The sequence below is a fragment of the Lactiplantibacillus herbarum genome, from assembly GCF_001039045.1.
GTDB classification, from domain to species: domain Bacteria; phylum Bacillota; class Bacilli; order Lactobacillales; family Lactobacillaceae; genus Lactiplantibacillus; species Lactiplantibacillus herbarum.
The window spans coordinates 46,022-60,660 of record NZ_LFEE01000036.1; the positions used below are offsets into that span (position 1 = coordinate 46,022).

The 14,639-nt window shown below is 44.0% G+C and carries 13 protein-coding genes; 5 read left to right on the forward strand and 8 right to left on the reverse strand.

The window, feature by feature from the left end:
• Positions 1 to 23 precede the first annotated feature (23 nt).
• The 3 genes from ACG95_RS10810 to nrdD all read right to left on the reverse strand — a co-directional run bounded on the left by ACG95_RS10810 (position 24) and on the right by nrdD (position 3,678).
• A complete protein-coding gene (locus tag ACG95_RS10810) occupies positions 24 to 692 on the reverse strand; it encodes an EAL domain-containing protein (protein WP_048000519.1) in 669 nt (222 codons plus the stop codon).
• Positions 693 to 941: 249 nt separating this feature from the next.
• The gene (gene nrdG, locus ACG95_RS10815) at positions 942 to 1,523 is read right to left on the reverse strand and encodes an anaerobic ribonucleoside-triphosphate reductase activating protein (protein WP_048000520.1); all 582 of its coding nucleotides are present in this window, start codon (positions 1,521 to 1,523) and stop codon (positions 942 to 944) included.
• Positions 1,456 to 3,678: an anaerobic ribonucleoside-triphosphate reductase gene (gene nrdD, locus ACG95_RS10820; RefSeq protein ID WP_048000521.1), complete on the reverse strand. Its 2,223-nt coding sequence runs from the start codon at positions 3,676 to 3,678 to the stop codon at positions 1,456 to 1,458. Before nrdD ends, nrdG begins: the two co-directional genes overlap by 68 nt.
• A 448-nt stretch (positions 3,679 to 4,126) precedes the next feature.
• Here nrdD and ACG95_RS10825 point away from each other — a divergent pair, with 448 nt between their 5' ends.
• The 3 genes from ACG95_RS10825 (at position 4,127) to ACG95_RS10835 (ending at position 6,209) form a co-directional block, all read left to right on the forward strand.
• Positions 4,127 to 4,603, forward strand: a complete 477-nt coding sequence (locus ACG95_RS10825) for a hypothetical protein (RefSeq protein WP_237756499.1) — start codon at positions 4,127 to 4,129, stop codon at positions 4,601 to 4,603.
• A 147-nt stretch (positions 4,604 to 4,750) separates the two neighbouring features.
• Entirely contained in the window at positions 4,751 to 5,161 is a 411-nt protein-coding gene (locus ACG95_RS10830; RefSeq protein ID WP_048000523.1) for a peptide deformylase, read from the forward strand.
• Positions 5,162 to 5,207: 46 nt separating this feature from the next.
• Complete coding sequence (locus ACG95_RS10835) at positions 5,208 to 6,209, forward strand: FAD:protein FMN transferase (RefSeq protein ID WP_082137353.1); 1,002 nt, start codon at positions 5,208 to 5,210, stop codon at positions 6,207 to 6,209.
• Positions 6,210 to 6,307: 98 nt separating this feature from the next.
• Here the strand turns inward: ACG95_RS10835 and ACG95_RS10840 are convergent, their stop codons facing one another.
• The 3 genes from ACG95_RS10840 to ACG95_RS10850 all read right to left on the reverse strand — a co-directional run bounded on the left by ACG95_RS10840 (position 6,308) and on the right by ACG95_RS10850 (position 8,968).
• Complete coding sequence (locus ACG95_RS10840; RefSeq protein WP_048000524.1) at positions 6,308 to 7,303, reverse strand: tRNA dihydrouridine synthase; 996 nt, start codon at positions 7,301 to 7,303, stop codon at positions 6,308 to 6,310.
• A 161-nt stretch (positions 7,304 to 7,464) separates the two neighbouring features.
• Positions 7,465 to 7,659 carry a hypothetical protein gene (locus ACG95_RS10845; RefSeq protein ID WP_048000525.1) on the reverse strand — a complete coding sequence of 65 codons (195 nt, stop codon included), beginning with the start codon at positions 7,657 to 7,659 and terminating at the stop codon, positions 7,465 to 7,467.
• Between the two features lie 217 nt (positions 7,660 to 7,876).
• Positions 7,877 to 8,968 carry an LPXTG cell wall anchor domain-containing protein gene (locus tag ACG95_RS10850; RefSeq protein ID WP_048000526.1) on the reverse strand — a complete coding sequence of 364 codons (1,092 nt, stop codon included), beginning with the start codon at positions 8,966 to 8,968 and terminating at the stop codon, positions 7,877 to 7,879.
• A gap of 452 nt (positions 8,969 to 9,420) precedes the next feature.
• Here ACG95_RS10850 and ACG95_RS10855 point away from each other — a divergent pair, with 452 nt between their 5' ends.
• Positions 9,421 to 10,314 (forward strand): LysR family transcriptional regulator, encoded by an 894-nt coding sequence (locus tag ACG95_RS10855; protein WP_048000527.1) that lies wholly within the window; start codon positions 9,421 to 9,423, stop codon positions 10,312 to 10,314.
• 73 nt (positions 10,315 to 10,387) lie between these two features.
• On the opposite strand, the gene ACG95_RS10860 is transcribed toward ACG95_RS10855, so the two are convergent.
• Together ACG95_RS10860 and ACG95_RS10865 are read right to left on the reverse strand one after the other, a co-directional pair.
• Positions 10,388 to 12,829 carry a flavocytochrome c gene (locus ACG95_RS10860; RefSeq protein ID WP_048000528.1) on the reverse strand — a complete coding sequence of 814 codons (2,442 nt, stop codon included), beginning with the start codon at positions 12,827 to 12,829 and terminating at the stop codon, positions 10,388 to 10,390.
• Positions 12,830 to 12,831: 2 nt separating this feature from the next.
• Positions 12,832 to 13,449, reverse strand: a complete 618-nt coding sequence (locus ACG95_RS10865) for an NADPH-dependent FMN reductase (protein WP_048000529.1) — start codon at positions 13,447 to 13,449, stop codon at positions 12,832 to 12,834.
• Positions 13,450 to 13,657: 208 nt separating this feature from the next.
• Here ACG95_RS10865 and ACG95_RS10870 point away from each other — a divergent pair, with 208 nt between their 5' ends.
• Positions 13,658 to 14,614: a LysR family transcriptional regulator gene (locus ACG95_RS10870; RefSeq protein WP_048000530.1), complete on the forward strand. Its 957-nt coding sequence runs from the start codon at positions 13,658 to 13,660 to the stop codon at positions 14,612 to 14,614.
• Positions 14,615 to 14,639 lie beyond the last annotated feature (25 nt).

Below are 14,639 nucleotides of genomic sequence, written 5' to 3' on the forward strand. Positions count from 1 at the left end.
TTTCTCAGCTTCGGCAGTTACCCTTAACTTAATTGTTGGCCATCGCTAACTAAGTGTGGTTTGCCATAGTAATACCCCTGATGGCATTCAATCCCTTGTTGTTTCGCCATCCGTTGGTCTTTTTGATCTTCAATGCCTTCCAAAATAAATTCCAAGTGATAATCTTGTGCAATTTGTCGCCAAAAAGCTAACTCACTAGGAATCCGTTCCGCTTGACCACCCATCCGCAAATTCTGCATAGCAAATTTAATCTGATCAACAAATGGTAAAACATGTTTGACCTGATCAAACGTATTAGAACCAGTTCCCACATCATCCAAACTTAATTTAATATCATGTTGATGAAATAACATACTATAACGCTGAATCTCAGCTAACGTGGGACTTTCAGTCAACTCAATGGTGAGTGCTGCTGGATTCAAACGTTTCTTTAGATAAATAATAGTGCCCAACATCAAATCATCTTCAGCCTGCTGCCGATTTAAGTTCAATGCCAATACTTGGTTGGTCGCTTTCGTCCGTAGCTTTCCAGCTAGATTTTCTAATAATTGCGCTTGCTTCTCTAGGGACAATTCAGTGAAGGACTTTGGAACAGCCCAGTGACCATTGGTTTCCTTACGTAAAAGTAACTCATAACCGAATACGAGTTGCTTACTTTGGTCAACTTGGGGTTGGACAAAAAAACGATACATGTACGCGGCCTCATTTCTAAAATAGTTTACGTCAATCTTAATAGACCATATTAAGTATAACTGCTTTCATTATAAATATCGGGGTTTATCATAATCTATTAGTACTAACTTAATGAGTCTAATCACCGGTATACCCACTAAATCAATACCTCGACAGTATAATTAACCCGCTTTTTTATCAAATAAAAAAAGCCTCAAAATTAGCTTTTCAGTCTAATTTAGAGGCTTTATATTACTTAATTCTAATAGTTATCGTACAAGTTTATCCCAGATAACGACATCTCCGCTAGCTAGTGACTTCGGGACGTCAATAATCCGCTGATTGGAACTGCCACGGAATTGAAGTGACAAATCCATCTTATCCTGTAGGAAACGGCCGTCCACCAAAATATCAATCAGTGAAAGCATCTTGAGCTTATCTGCCGAATCTTTCTGCAGTTCATCCCAAGTATACCCCGTCCATGACCAGATATCCTTCGTGTGGCCGAACTCTTCACGAATCCGTTCACAAATACGAATTGCAACTTGCGTATTCAAGAACGGTTCGCCACCTAGCAAAGTCAGCCCCTGAACATAATCCTGACTGAGGTCTTCCATAATCTGATCCTCTAAGTCCTGACTGTAAGGCTGACCATAGTGAAAATTCTGCGCCGCAACGTTATAACAGCCTGGACACCGGAAAGGGCAACCACTTAAATAAAGGCTACAGCGAACCCCTTCACCATCCACAAAATTAAACGCTTTGTAATCAGCAACGTATTGCTCACTTAACTCCTCTGCTAACCACTCGTTCGGCATCGGATTGTTTGGTCCTTTGGTAGCTCGCGGCATTCTTAATCATCTCCGAAGACATATTTTTAGCACGTGATGAAATCTCAACGTGACGACCATGAACCATTGGCCGTTGTTGGGGGTTACCTAAGTAACCACACGTCCGTTTAACAACATCACAGTATTTTGGATCATGATTGCCACATTCAGGGCAAACGAACCCACGGGCAGTGGCCTTGAATTCACCATTAAACCCACATTTGAAACATTGATCGATCGCCGTATTCGTTCCTAAGTAACCAACATGATCGTAAGCCCAATCCCAAACGGCTTCCAATGCTTTCGGGTTCTGCGCTAAGTTAGGATATTCACAGTAATGAATAAAGCCACCTGAAGCATACTTAGGGAACCGTTCTTCTAGTGTTAATTTATCAAATGGCGTTGGGTGTTTGCGGACATCAAAATGGAAACTATTCGTGTAGTATTCCTTGTCCGTAATATCCGCGATCCGCCCGAATTTCTCAATATCGTCACGACAGAACGTATCCGTCAATGATTCGGCAGGCGTTGAGTACAGGCTGTAATGATAGCCACTCTCCTTGGCCCATTCGGCACACTTGTCATACATCGCTTTAATGATCGTTTCAGCAAAGGCTAACGCGTGTTCGTCGGTTTCCCAATCTGGACCAAAGAAGGTCGTGCAGACTTCGTAAATACCGATGTAACCTAATGAAATCGTGGCCCGTTGATTCTTGAATAAATCATCAACGTTACCACCAGCAGGAAGCCGTTTACCAAAAGCCCCGTACATGTAGAGTAACGGTGCATTTTCTGGCTGCGCTTCTTTCGTCCGTTCAATCCGATAAGCCAATGCTTCGTGACACAAGGTCATCCGTTCATCAAAAATCTCCCAGAATAACTGTTGGTCACCGTTGGCAGCTAACGCGATACGTGGTAAATTAACCGTCACGACTCCTAAGTTCATCCGACCAGAGTTGACTTCAACACCATTTTCATCCTTCCAGCCTTGTAAGAAAGAACGACAGCCCATAGGTGCCTTAAAACTCCCCGTTAATTCCTTGATCTTATCGTACATTAAAAGATCGGGGTACATCCGCTTAGTCGAACATTCAATGGCAAGTTCTTTGATATCGTAGTTAGGATCATCAGGAGCTAAATTCAGCCCCCGTTTCATCGTAAAGACCAGCTTAGGGAAAATAGCAGTCCGGTGTTCCTTGCCGAGACCTTTGATCCGAATCTGTAAAATCGCTTTTTGAATGGCCCGTTCGATCCAGCTCTTGCCGAGACCGAAGTTAACCGTGGTAAACGGCGTTTGACCTTGAGAGGAGTACAACGTATTGATTTCATATTCCAACGCTTGCATCGCGTCGTAAATGTCCTTCTTGGTCTTCGTCTTGGCGTAGGCTTCGCGTTGGTCAACCGCCACCCATTTTTCAGCGTCACTCATGTGCTTTTGATAATTAATCGCTGCGTATGGCGCCAATAATTGATCGACACGGTTAGCAGAACAACCACCGTATTGTAAGGAAGCCACGTTGGCAATAATCTGAGCCATTTGTGCCGTGGCCGTTTGAATCGAACGTGGTGAATCGACCTCAGCATTACCGATCTTGTAGCCATTCTTAAACATGCCATCAAAGTCGATCAGACAGCAGTTAGTTTCTGGCGTTACGGGTGAATAATCCAGATCATGCCAGTGAAGGTCCCCACGTAAATGCCCCTTAGCTACCATATCTGGTAGCATCTTCAAGCCCAAAGCTCGGCTAGCTGCTCCGGCTTCCAAGTCACGTTGGGTATTAAAAATTGTACTGTCCTTGTTGGCATTTTCATGAACCACGCTGGCGTCACGTTGAAATACCTTTTCAATGCGTCCCTGAACGTTGGTTGCGCTGGCAAAACGTTCCTGTTCAGCAACAAAGTAATCTTGATAAGCTTTAGCCGCCGTAGTTAAGTTTAAGTCTGTTAGAATCCGAACTAGGTCAGCTCGCAAGTCACGCGTATTGATTGCTTCTGCATCCTGATAGTGAGCAACCAGTGCCTGCTTGACCGCTTGTTGATCATCGGCACTCGCTAACAACTGGGATAAAATAAAATTGAGTTTATATGGATGAAACTTGGTTTGAGCTCCCCCTCGTTTGATTACGGGAAGTGCTCGTAATTGATCTAAAATGTCATTAGTTGTCGTTGTTAGCATGCTAAAGCCCCACTTTTCAAGAATAGTTATGTAAATACAATTGCTAGTGCCGTATATGTTAGTCAGCACTATATATAGTATCCCATTTTAAGGATTTTGCCTATCACCATCCAGTAGTAGTATCGTCAGTTGCGTACGCCAAATAGCCCAAGTCATAGTCTTAAAACGTTATTGAAATATTTTTAAGTTTTATTTTATATCGTTTTAAACACAAAATATGAATATTTGATCAATTAGCTTAACTGTTAGTTGAATACAATGCCACTAAGTTTTCAGCTCGTTTTCAGTCACAACTTGTTAAAAATTCAATGACAATAAACTATAACGGGTGCAACTTGGTTGTCAGCAAATTGATTAACTTAATCATTATTCGGTTTAACTTAATGGTCGTTTTCGCTATAATGATAACTAAGGCCTCATCGGGAAAATGTGGCATTGGAGGAGAATAATGATGCAAAAAGTACGGGGAATCGGCATAATTCTGCTATTAAGTGGCTTATTAATGGGGTGCCAAAAAGCCGCTGACCAGGGTGCTAAAATCGTCCGGCCTACAACGGCAAGACTTAGTGCGGTGAATTCAGTCTCGACCCATGATTTTTGGGGCCGCTGGGTCAGTTCTAAACCCGCAACTAGTTTATATTTAAGTGGTAATCAGCAATACAGTTTGTTTCAGGCTGATCAACCAACATTACAGGGACATTCTGATCTAAAATTAGACAACAGTCATGCCACCTTAACTATCGATAAAACACAGGCGCAATTAACATTAACGGACGCCAATCAAATGACACTAAATTACAAAGGAACACAACTTACCTTAACCAAAGATCCCAATTGGGAACCAAAAACTGATGCTATTCCAGAAAAGGCAACGACTGCGCTAAAAGCAACGTCGCTTTCACCAGCCTTTAAAATTTCCTACTAGTTTTTGAAAGCAACCACCTAGCTAAACGCTGAAGACGCGTCCAACTAGGTGGTTATTATTTTAAAGCTATCATTCAGCAGCACGCACTTGCTTCCCGTGCCAACGCTACTATAATTAAATCAAACAACCATTCAGGAGGTTCAACCTATGATCAAACCCATCGTTCACGATCCAGCAGCATTAAGCGTCCCTGCCACCCCAGCTACACCTGCCGATAGCCAGGTCGTTACCGATCTAATTGACACCTTAGCAGCCCATACTGAAGACTGTGTCGGCATGGCCGCTAATATGATTGGCACAAACAAACGGATCATCGCCGTCCAACTAGGCCCCTTTACCATCGTGATGCTCAATGCCAAAATCACGCAGCAACATGGCAGTTACCAAGCAACCGAAAGCTGTCTGTCAATCGCTGGTGAAAAGACTACTACTCGCTATCATCAAGTGACCGTCGATTACTACGACCGTAATTTCAAGCATCAACAACAGCGGTTCAACGATTTCACTGCTCAAATCATTCAACATGAACTAGATCACTGTGATGGCAAACTGATTTAATTCAGTTCGCTGAACATTCTGACAATTAGAGAATAGGACTGGTTTTATGGCAACTTTAAGTTATACCGGCACCCCGGCAACACCCGCATTAGCTCAACAGCGGCGGCACTTAGCTCATCACGCCCTTGGCACCGATATTGACCTGACGTTATTCGGTAGTGACAGCGACCATTATTTGGCCGAAGCACGTACCCTGATCGATCAGTACGAAGACCGGCTAACCGTGAACCGCGTGACTTCTGAAGTCATGGCAATCAATCACGCTGCTGGAAAACAACCGGTTCAAGTCAGTGCTGCCACCTACACGCTCGTCAAGCAAGCTGTGACATTAAGCCAGCAGCAATTTGGCTTCAACGCTCTGATTGGCCCTTTAGTAAAACTATGGCGAATCGGGTTTGACAATGCTCAGGTTCCTAGTGAATCAGCTATCAACGACCGCTTACCCCTCATTGATCCCAATCAGGTAGTCTGCAATGATGCTGATCTCAGTGTCTACCTTGCAAAACCAGGTATGGAACTCGACCTAGGCGGTATCGCCAAAGGCTATATCGCTGATCGCATTCAGGATTACTGGGAAGCTTATGGGCAACGTGCCGGTATGATCAATCTGGGTGGTAACTTACTCATGGTCGGTGATTCACCGCTACACGCAGATGGCTTGTGGCGCGTTGGCATTCAAGACCCCACTACACCACGGGGGACCGCAATTGCCAGTGTCGCTATCGGTGCTTGTTCAGCGGTCACCAGTGGTATCTATGAGCGGCACCTCGAATTTAACGGCAAATCTTACCACCATATTCTGGATTCACAGACCGGTTACCCACGACAAAATGACCTTGAAAGTGTCACGATTTTCTCCAAAGCTTCCATTGATGGTGAAATTGAAACAACCCGGTTATTCTTCGCTGGACAACCGGTACCAGGCTGGGCCATCGATCGTCCTGACATTTATGGTGCGGTCTTTGTCACCAAGCAACGAGAACTTCAAGTAGTTGGACTACCTGCCGACAGCGTTACGCTACTGGATCCTAGCTTCACGCTCATCTAGAACTTAGTCAGCTAACACCAAATAAACCCGCGTCCAAGATAATTATTATCTTAGACGCGGGTTTATTTTTGAACACTATTTTTTATAGTATGCTTTTTTTACAACTCTTGTTCCAACTGATCAATGATCGCGCGAACATCGTCAGTCGTCTTCGTTTGCATCAATTCGTTTCGTAGTTCAGCGGCGTGACGCATGCCCCGAACATAGATTTTGAAGAAACGCTGTAGTGGTGCAAAATGCCCAGGCAAGCCCATACTAGCGAACTGATCATAGAGGTCAACTTGGTAACGTAATAGTTCCAATTGTTCTTTGATTGTATGCTCACGCGGCTGGGATTCGAACGCATAGGGATTTTGGAAGATTCCCCGGCCAATCATCACACCATCAACACCGGGATGTTGTTGCGCTAACTGAATTCCTGCTTGATAATCAAGGATATCCCCATTAATTTGTAACAAGGTGTCTGGTGCCAATGTATCGCGCATCTGAACCAGATTATCGATCAGCTCATAGTGTGCTGGCACCTTGCTCATCTCCATCTTGGTCCGCACGTGCACAGTGAGTACTGGGACTTGTTGTTCTAACAAGAACGGAATCCAAGTTTCATACTCATTGATTTCGTCAAAACCTAGCCGCGTCTTAACACTAACAGGTAAGTCAGCCTGACGCGCACCTTCAATGACTTCCTTGGCACGGTCAAAATGGCGAATCAAGTCACTCCCACTGTTATTTTTGATTACAGCCATGTCAGGACATCCCATATTGAGATCAATCGCTTCATAGCCCTGCTGCTGTACTTCACGAGCGGCTTTAGCAAAGTCTTCCCCACTATTCCCCCATAATTGGACGATTGGTCGTGGTTGTTCGCTAGGATCGATGTATAGGCGGCCCCGGGTGGTAAACTTCGCTTTTGGATGAGTGATGCTCAGGGCGTTTGTAAATTCAGTATAAAAGACATCGGGAGCGGCAGCTTGCATGACAACTCGCCGAAAAACGGATCCCGTCACGGCTTCCATTGGCGCTAGGCTAAAAAATGGCCGGTGTTCCTGCTGCGCAGTTTCAATCATTTTTTGCCAGTATGCCGATTTCGTCATGATTATCCCTTCCCTTCTAATTTCATAATTTTAAAATCACTAATCATAATAATAGCGATGATGACCCGTTCAATGCAACTATTTTGGTCAATCGTTCTTGATTAACTCAAAATAAAAAGCCCAGCCGAATAGCTGGACCTCGTAAAATAGCTAAATTAATATTAATGAATTAGAGTCAGTGCCCACACCAATAGTCCAATAATGAGTACTAGGTTTAAAAGTGCCATCCGCAAATCAGCCAATTTCAGCGAGCTGAATGTGACTCCGGAAGTCGTTTCCATATATCGGAAGAAAATCCCACTCAAAACTAACCCAACTAGTAAGACCAACACAAACATCATTCCTGTCATCATCATTACAAACTCAACTCCTCAATTTGGTAAAAGATTGTGGTTTTTAAAACCAAGTTCATTGTGGACCCGTGATCGCTTTCAAGCAAGCATTTTCGGCCGAAAAACCGGTCTTCTTAGCGTTTTTTTATTAACTAAATCTAGCCCTATTTTACATCAATAATTCAATGCCACCATTTCAATTTCCACCACGGTTTTCAGCACTCATAACTACTTTATTCGGCTATTGTACCGTCCGTTCATGATTGTGTTTCTTAAATCCGAACCAACCCGTTAATCCAATCAATAATAGACCAAGCATTGAAACTGCCGCATCAGACGTTTCACCCGTCTGTGGCAAAGTCTTAGCCTTGAGTGGTGCACTTGCTGTCACTGAATTACCAACTGGTTTGGCAGTCGTCGAGATAGGTTGTGTAACCCGTGGTCGAACTGGTGTATCAGTGTTGGCATTTGCCGACTCGTCATCAACACTTGTGCTGCCATGACCAGCATTATTAGCTGTACTGGTATTTCCAGTTGTCTCTACCTTACTTTTATTATCCATCGCCGGTTTTAGCTCAGTTGATTGCTCTTTATGTTCAACAGTCCCTTGCTGACTCGTTAATACTGCACGTACCTGGGTGCGAGCAGTCGCCAACTGTGCTTGGCTTGCCATCAAAAGTTGTTGTGCTTGCGCTAATGTAGCAGTCGCAGCCTTACTCAACAGTACCTGCTGATCAGCAGCCGTTTGCGCTTTAGCCACACCCGCTTCCGCTTTCTTAAGTTCTCCCTGTGCGTAATGATCGTCAATGGCCGACCCCGAAACTTCAATCTCGGCATTTTCTAATTCAGTTTTAGCCTTCTCAACGTCGATTTGTGCCTGCTCTAAATCAGTCTTGGTTTTTTCCTGTCCTGATTTACTTTGAAGTTGTTCTAAAAGCGTTGTTTTCTTCGTTAAATCAGCTTTAGCAGCCGTTTGACGTGCATTCGCTTCAACGACTAACATGTGCATATGTTGCCCCGCACGTTTTCGCATTGCAAGGTTTTCCTGTGCTTTAGCCAGTTGTTGATCAACAACTGCTTGTGCTACCTGCTGTTGTTTCTGCTTATCCGTCGCTGTTTGGACTACTTTTTCAGCATCCGTTACATGGTGTCGAGCAACCTGAACTGCTGGATTAGCTTCAATCTGTTCGTCAATCGTTAACTGATGGACCCGTTGAATATTATTCGCCGGTGTTGCTGGTTCGTGATTAGCTGCAGATGCTTGTAACCCACTAATTGTTAGTGTCCCTGCAAGTACCGTTGCCCCAACCACTAGCTTAGTCGCCTTTGCCATAATAAATCCAATCCCCTTTGATACTGCTTGCCACGTGTAACAATGCCTAAACAGTAGCTCTAATTTTTAACACGACTATATTCTGCCGGAATAGGACTGAATAGCAACTAACACCAGCCAAGTTGCCACTCTAAAACGATTAGACCAGTCAAGTTTAAATTAGTTTAGGCCAATTTTATTTATATGCTAATTATGATTTCAAAAGTCTTACTCATCCGTTTTCTAGCTCACCATTACCTTCCATAAGATGGCCATATTTATTAACACTACTGCCAACCGCAAACTAATTAGCTCAAGCGATTGATAACTTTTTACCTTCAAAAAAATCAATTAATATTTTCATTGCCGTAACGTGCTCACAAAATTAATGACTAATCATAACTACTGAAGATTGGGCAGCACTGAACTTCGGTGTTAGAATAGACATTATTCTTAAGAAGAGTGTGACTGACATGACCATTAACGACCTACAAGCATTTGTGATGGTGTACGATTTACGCCACATTTCGAACGCAGCCGTGGAACTACACCTTTCACAATCAGAACTTTCCAAACGAATGCACGCACTAGAAACGGAACTCAATATTAAGCTCCTCGATACCCATAACAAACGACGACTTCAGATTACTACCGCTGGTGAAACCTTCTATCACCACGCCCATAAACTGATTGCCAACTACGAAACAATGATGCATGACTTGGCACCCAACCGACCAAATACATTAAAGGAACTCGTCATTGGCTCGATTCCAGTGTCTGGTCAATATAATATTGCCCAGAAGATTGCGGCTTTTGATGCGCGCCATACGGACATCAACCTAAAAATTGTTGAAGGCGAAGGCGCTCAACTCGTTCAACGACTTCTAATTGGTGACCTACAAGCAGCCATCATCCGCGATACCCAGACGCATCAGTTACAGCCAACTGAATTTCAAAAACAACCGTTGCTAGCAGATGAACTTAAAATCATCCTGCCACGAGATCACCCCTTAGCAGCGCAACCTGTCATTCGAATTCAGGATTTAGCACAACAAAAGATTGCCACCTTGCCACCGGGTTCTGGCGTTTATGAACCCATTGCGGAGCTTTTCGCACGTCAAGGCTTAACGCCACAGTTCTTCTTTGAAAGTACCCACATTGAAACCTTACTGGGGATTCTCAATCAGACTAATGTCACCTTATTATTTGAACAGTCAGCCTTACCATTCATGAACGACAATGTTGTCATGCGTTCACTGGTGATTCCCTATATCAGCCAATTAAACTTTGTCTATCCACAACGAACAGGAAATCAGCTACTGACCGACTTGATCGACTACTTAACGGTGACGGCCAGTACAAACTAAATAACAACGCAAAAACGCACCCATCCAGCGATGAGTGCGTTTTGTGATTGATTAACACTAGTTACATCTGATTTTATTTTACAGGAACCGTTACTTCTTCATTCAACGCACTGGTTGCAGCAATTCGGCCAAACGTAAAGATATCCGACAACGAGTTACCACCTAACCGATTACCCGCGTGAATCCCGCCAGCAACTTCACCGGCTGCGTACAGACCGTTGATAACTTGACCGTCAGTATTAATGACGTGCGCACCCGTATCGATCTTCAACCCACCCATTGTATGGTGGGTCGCTGGTTTACGTGGTGTCGCGTAGAATGGTGCCACTTCAACCTTCAAATCAAAGGCATTCTTATGGAATTCAGGATCTTCACCCGCATCGGCGTACGCGTTGTAGTTCGTAATCGTCTCAGTCAAAGCAGCTGGGTCCATGTTGATCTGCTTAGCTAAGTCAACTAACGTATCCGCTCTAAATAAGGTTCCAGCAGCGACCTGGGCATCCAACTTAGCTTGGGTCGTGTTGTAAGCCGTCTTCTTGATTTCGTCATCAGCAATCAAGTAGAACAAACTACCGTTGTCGATAGCGGCCTGCGTTAACTCATCACGACTGCCGTATTCGTTAACGAAGCGTTTACCAGCTTGGTTGACCATCACAAAGTTCTGAGGCGGCACTTGAACACCGGTAAACAGCTCACCAGTCTCAGGGTCAGAGACGGGCATCATCTGTGAGAAGCCCATGCCAACTAGGTCAGCGCCAACGCCCGTCCCTAGTTGAATCCCATCACCCGTCATGGCTGGGGAATTAGTTGTCTTGATGTCGTCATCAATGCTTGTCCAATACGTATTGTATTCTTGTAACATCTTAGTATTCGCTGCAAAACCACCAGAAGCAAGAATAACGGCTTTAGCATGCACGATTACTTTAGTGTTATTAGCACCCTTAGCGATTAAACCGTCAACTTTGCCGGCAGCGGTCGTCGTCAATTCTTCCGCGGCCGTTTCCGTCATAATCCGCCCACCATGGGACGTCACAAACCCTTGCAAGCCTTTAATGTAAGCAAAGCCTTGGTCACCAAGTGGTTTGTGTCCCCGACGCCAGATGGCACCGACCGGCATCGTCACTTGTTCTTGGTCAAACTCAACACCGATCTTCTCTAACCACTTAACTGATTCTAAGGCGTGATCGGTCAATTCTTTAACGAGATCATACTGCCCGTAGATTGGTTGGCCGTTCAGATCAGTCCGTTTGCCACCTAGATAAGTTTGAATGCGGTGTAATAGCGTCGAATCAAACAAGTACCCACGTTGATCTTCATTTTCTTTGAGATAGTTAGTAATCTGCGCTTTTAAAGCACGGAAATCTGCTAGATATTCTGGTGCAATAGTTGCTTCGTCAATCTGGGTAATCTCAGTCAGCGTGTGTTTTTCACCTGGAATAGCTTCAAACTTATTCTGCCACTCTGGATCAGCAGCGTTCATCGGGCCACCTGCTCGAACCGTATTACCACCTACAGCTGGGAACTTTTCAACGACTAACACATTGCGACCACTCTGTAAGACTTGCGCTGCTGCCGTTAAACCGGCACCACCCGCACCAACGACGACGACATCTGTCGTAATGTCGGTAATATTTTGAGCTGCCGTTGCTTGGGCGGCACGGCGTTTCTTCAAGGCATCTGGGTTAGCTCCAGCAGCCTTAACTGCTTCAGCCACCCCATTGATAACCCCGTTACTGGTCATAGAAGCACCAGAGATCGCATCGACAGCCAGTGTCTGACCATCAATGATCTCTTTAGGAATCCGATCAAAGACGACGTCGGCAATCCCTTTAGTTTCAGTCGAAGTATCAATCTGAATATCTTCGATTCGATCATCAGATAGCGTGACGGACATTGGTAAATTACCATTGTGACCAACTGCCGTCACTTCATACGTTCCGGGTTGATACGTCACGGCATCAGGCACGTTCATTTCAGCGACGATACCCGCAAACTTGATGAATTTCATAAAGCAGCTGTCCAAGAAGTTGACGGTACCTTCAACCTTCAAGGCACCCTGATCGTCAAACGCAGTCTGAGCACGTCCTAACAAGAATTCTGAACCAGGCATTACCGTCGCATTAACACCTGGAGCATCCAAGATTTGGCGTAAGTGTAATTGTGACCGTGATGAGCCTTGGACACTGTAAGATGCCCCGACAATCATCACCGGCTTGCCATCTAGTGGATGTAATTTATATGATAGCCATTCAATAATACTCTTCAATGCTGATGGCACGGAATGGTTATGTTCTGGTGCCGCAATAATTACCCCGTCAGCGTCCATGATTTTCTGATTAAACGACTGAATCAAGGGGCTCTGTGACTGGTCATCAGATTCATTAAACAGTGGAACATCAGTTAATTCTAAGATTTCGATTTCAGCTTGATCTTGGAAGTGATCCTGCATGAATTTTAGTAACATCCGGTTATACGACTTTTTAGCGTTGGTCCCAACGATTCCGATAAATTTCATAGTTAGTCCCTCCCGTCAGTGATCTGGCTCCACGAAAACTGTTGATTCTTTTCCACAAATTTATTAGCTGGCGTAATTTTGGCAGTCAATTCGATAAAGGCAAGGAAGGCCATGAAGTCAGCATCTAGTTCTTGTGCTTTATCAGCATCCGTCAGGTTACCGGCTTCATCAAAAGCCTGTAATGAATGCCCGAGGAAATACTCCACGTTAGGCATGACTAATGCTTTCAGTTCTGGTGCTTCTAAAATCTGACGTAAATGTGTTTGCGCCCGTGATGTTCCCAATGAACCATTTGAAGCCCCAACGATCATTACTGGTTTGTTGATTAATGGCCGCGTAGTGTAAGAAAGCCACTCAATAGCACTCTTCAACGCGGCTGGAATGGAATGATCGTATTCTGGCGTTGCGAAGATTACACCATCCGCTGCCTCAATCTGATCGGATAATACTTGAACCTCGGCTGGTACAGCACGGTCCTCCGGTTCATTAAAGGCTGGCAACGGTGCAATCTCACCAATTTCAATGGTTGCTTGGTCGGTGAAATGTTGCTGCATATATTGCAATAATTGGCGGTTGGTTGATGCAGTCGCATTCGTACCAACGATTCCTACTAATTTCATAAGCTAACATCCTTTCGATACTGTCGTTCATCAATTTTAATATGCCACAATTAAATTATTATCATAACTTGAATTAGTAACTTCCTAATCTAACAAATAAAGCGGTTACCAATATACCTATAGTTTATGGTAAGAAACGCTATTTGTGAAATATTTATTTAGCTATTGCGTTATAATCAAATTACTATTATCGCTGGGAGGAACCGCTATGCCGAAACCTGATTCAATCAACATGCTCCGCTTTCTTGACGTCTTATTAAAACACGGCAACTTTACCAGAGCTGCTAAAGACTTATACATCTCCCAGCCTTATCTAACTCAAACGATTAAGAATGCTGAACAAAAACTTGGCATTCAGATCATTAATCGTGAGTCGGTTCCCTTATCATTAACGTCGGCCGGACGAGTCTACTACCAGTATTTGACGACTCTTGAAAATCAAAAAGATGCCTTTCACAAACAGATCAATCAGTACCGGACATCTGCTCATCAAGTGATTCGCATTGGCGTACTCTCCAGTCTTGGCTCCTACTTACTGCCGTTGGTCTTACCAGATTTCTTGCAAGTCCATCCGACGACTAAAATTGAGCTAACTGAAGATATTTCTGAACACAACGAACAACGCCTTCTGCACAATGAATTAGATTTTTTGCTTGGTCAAAATCCAGAAACAATTGCGCCCGGCCTTACCATTCATGACCGTGGCAAGGACAGTTATTACGCCATTATTCCGCGGACATCAGCGCTTTATCAGCCTGAACAAGACTTTATCAATCCAGGAACGATCAACATCAATACCCTGTTACGTGAAAAACTAGTGCTCTCGCCACGTGGATCCTCAATTCGGCGGCAAGTAGACTACCTCTTACAAAAATATAACGTTGCCCCTAAAACTATCGTTGAGAGTACTAACATTGTGACAATTACCGAACTTGCAACTGCCGGTTTAGGAATTACGTTACTGCCAAACAGTGTTGTGACACGACCAAATGCCGCTCAGTATAATCTCTATCCACTGTCAGAAAGTTTGATTTCACTCAATTACTTCATTGCATTACGAGAGAACCGAACTTTAAGTCAGAGCGAACAGGACTTCATGACGATCTTTTTGACTAACCTTGAGACTAGTATGGCAACGATTAATATCCAGAACACTAAAGGTTAAAAGTCAGATTAATTATCACAGTATT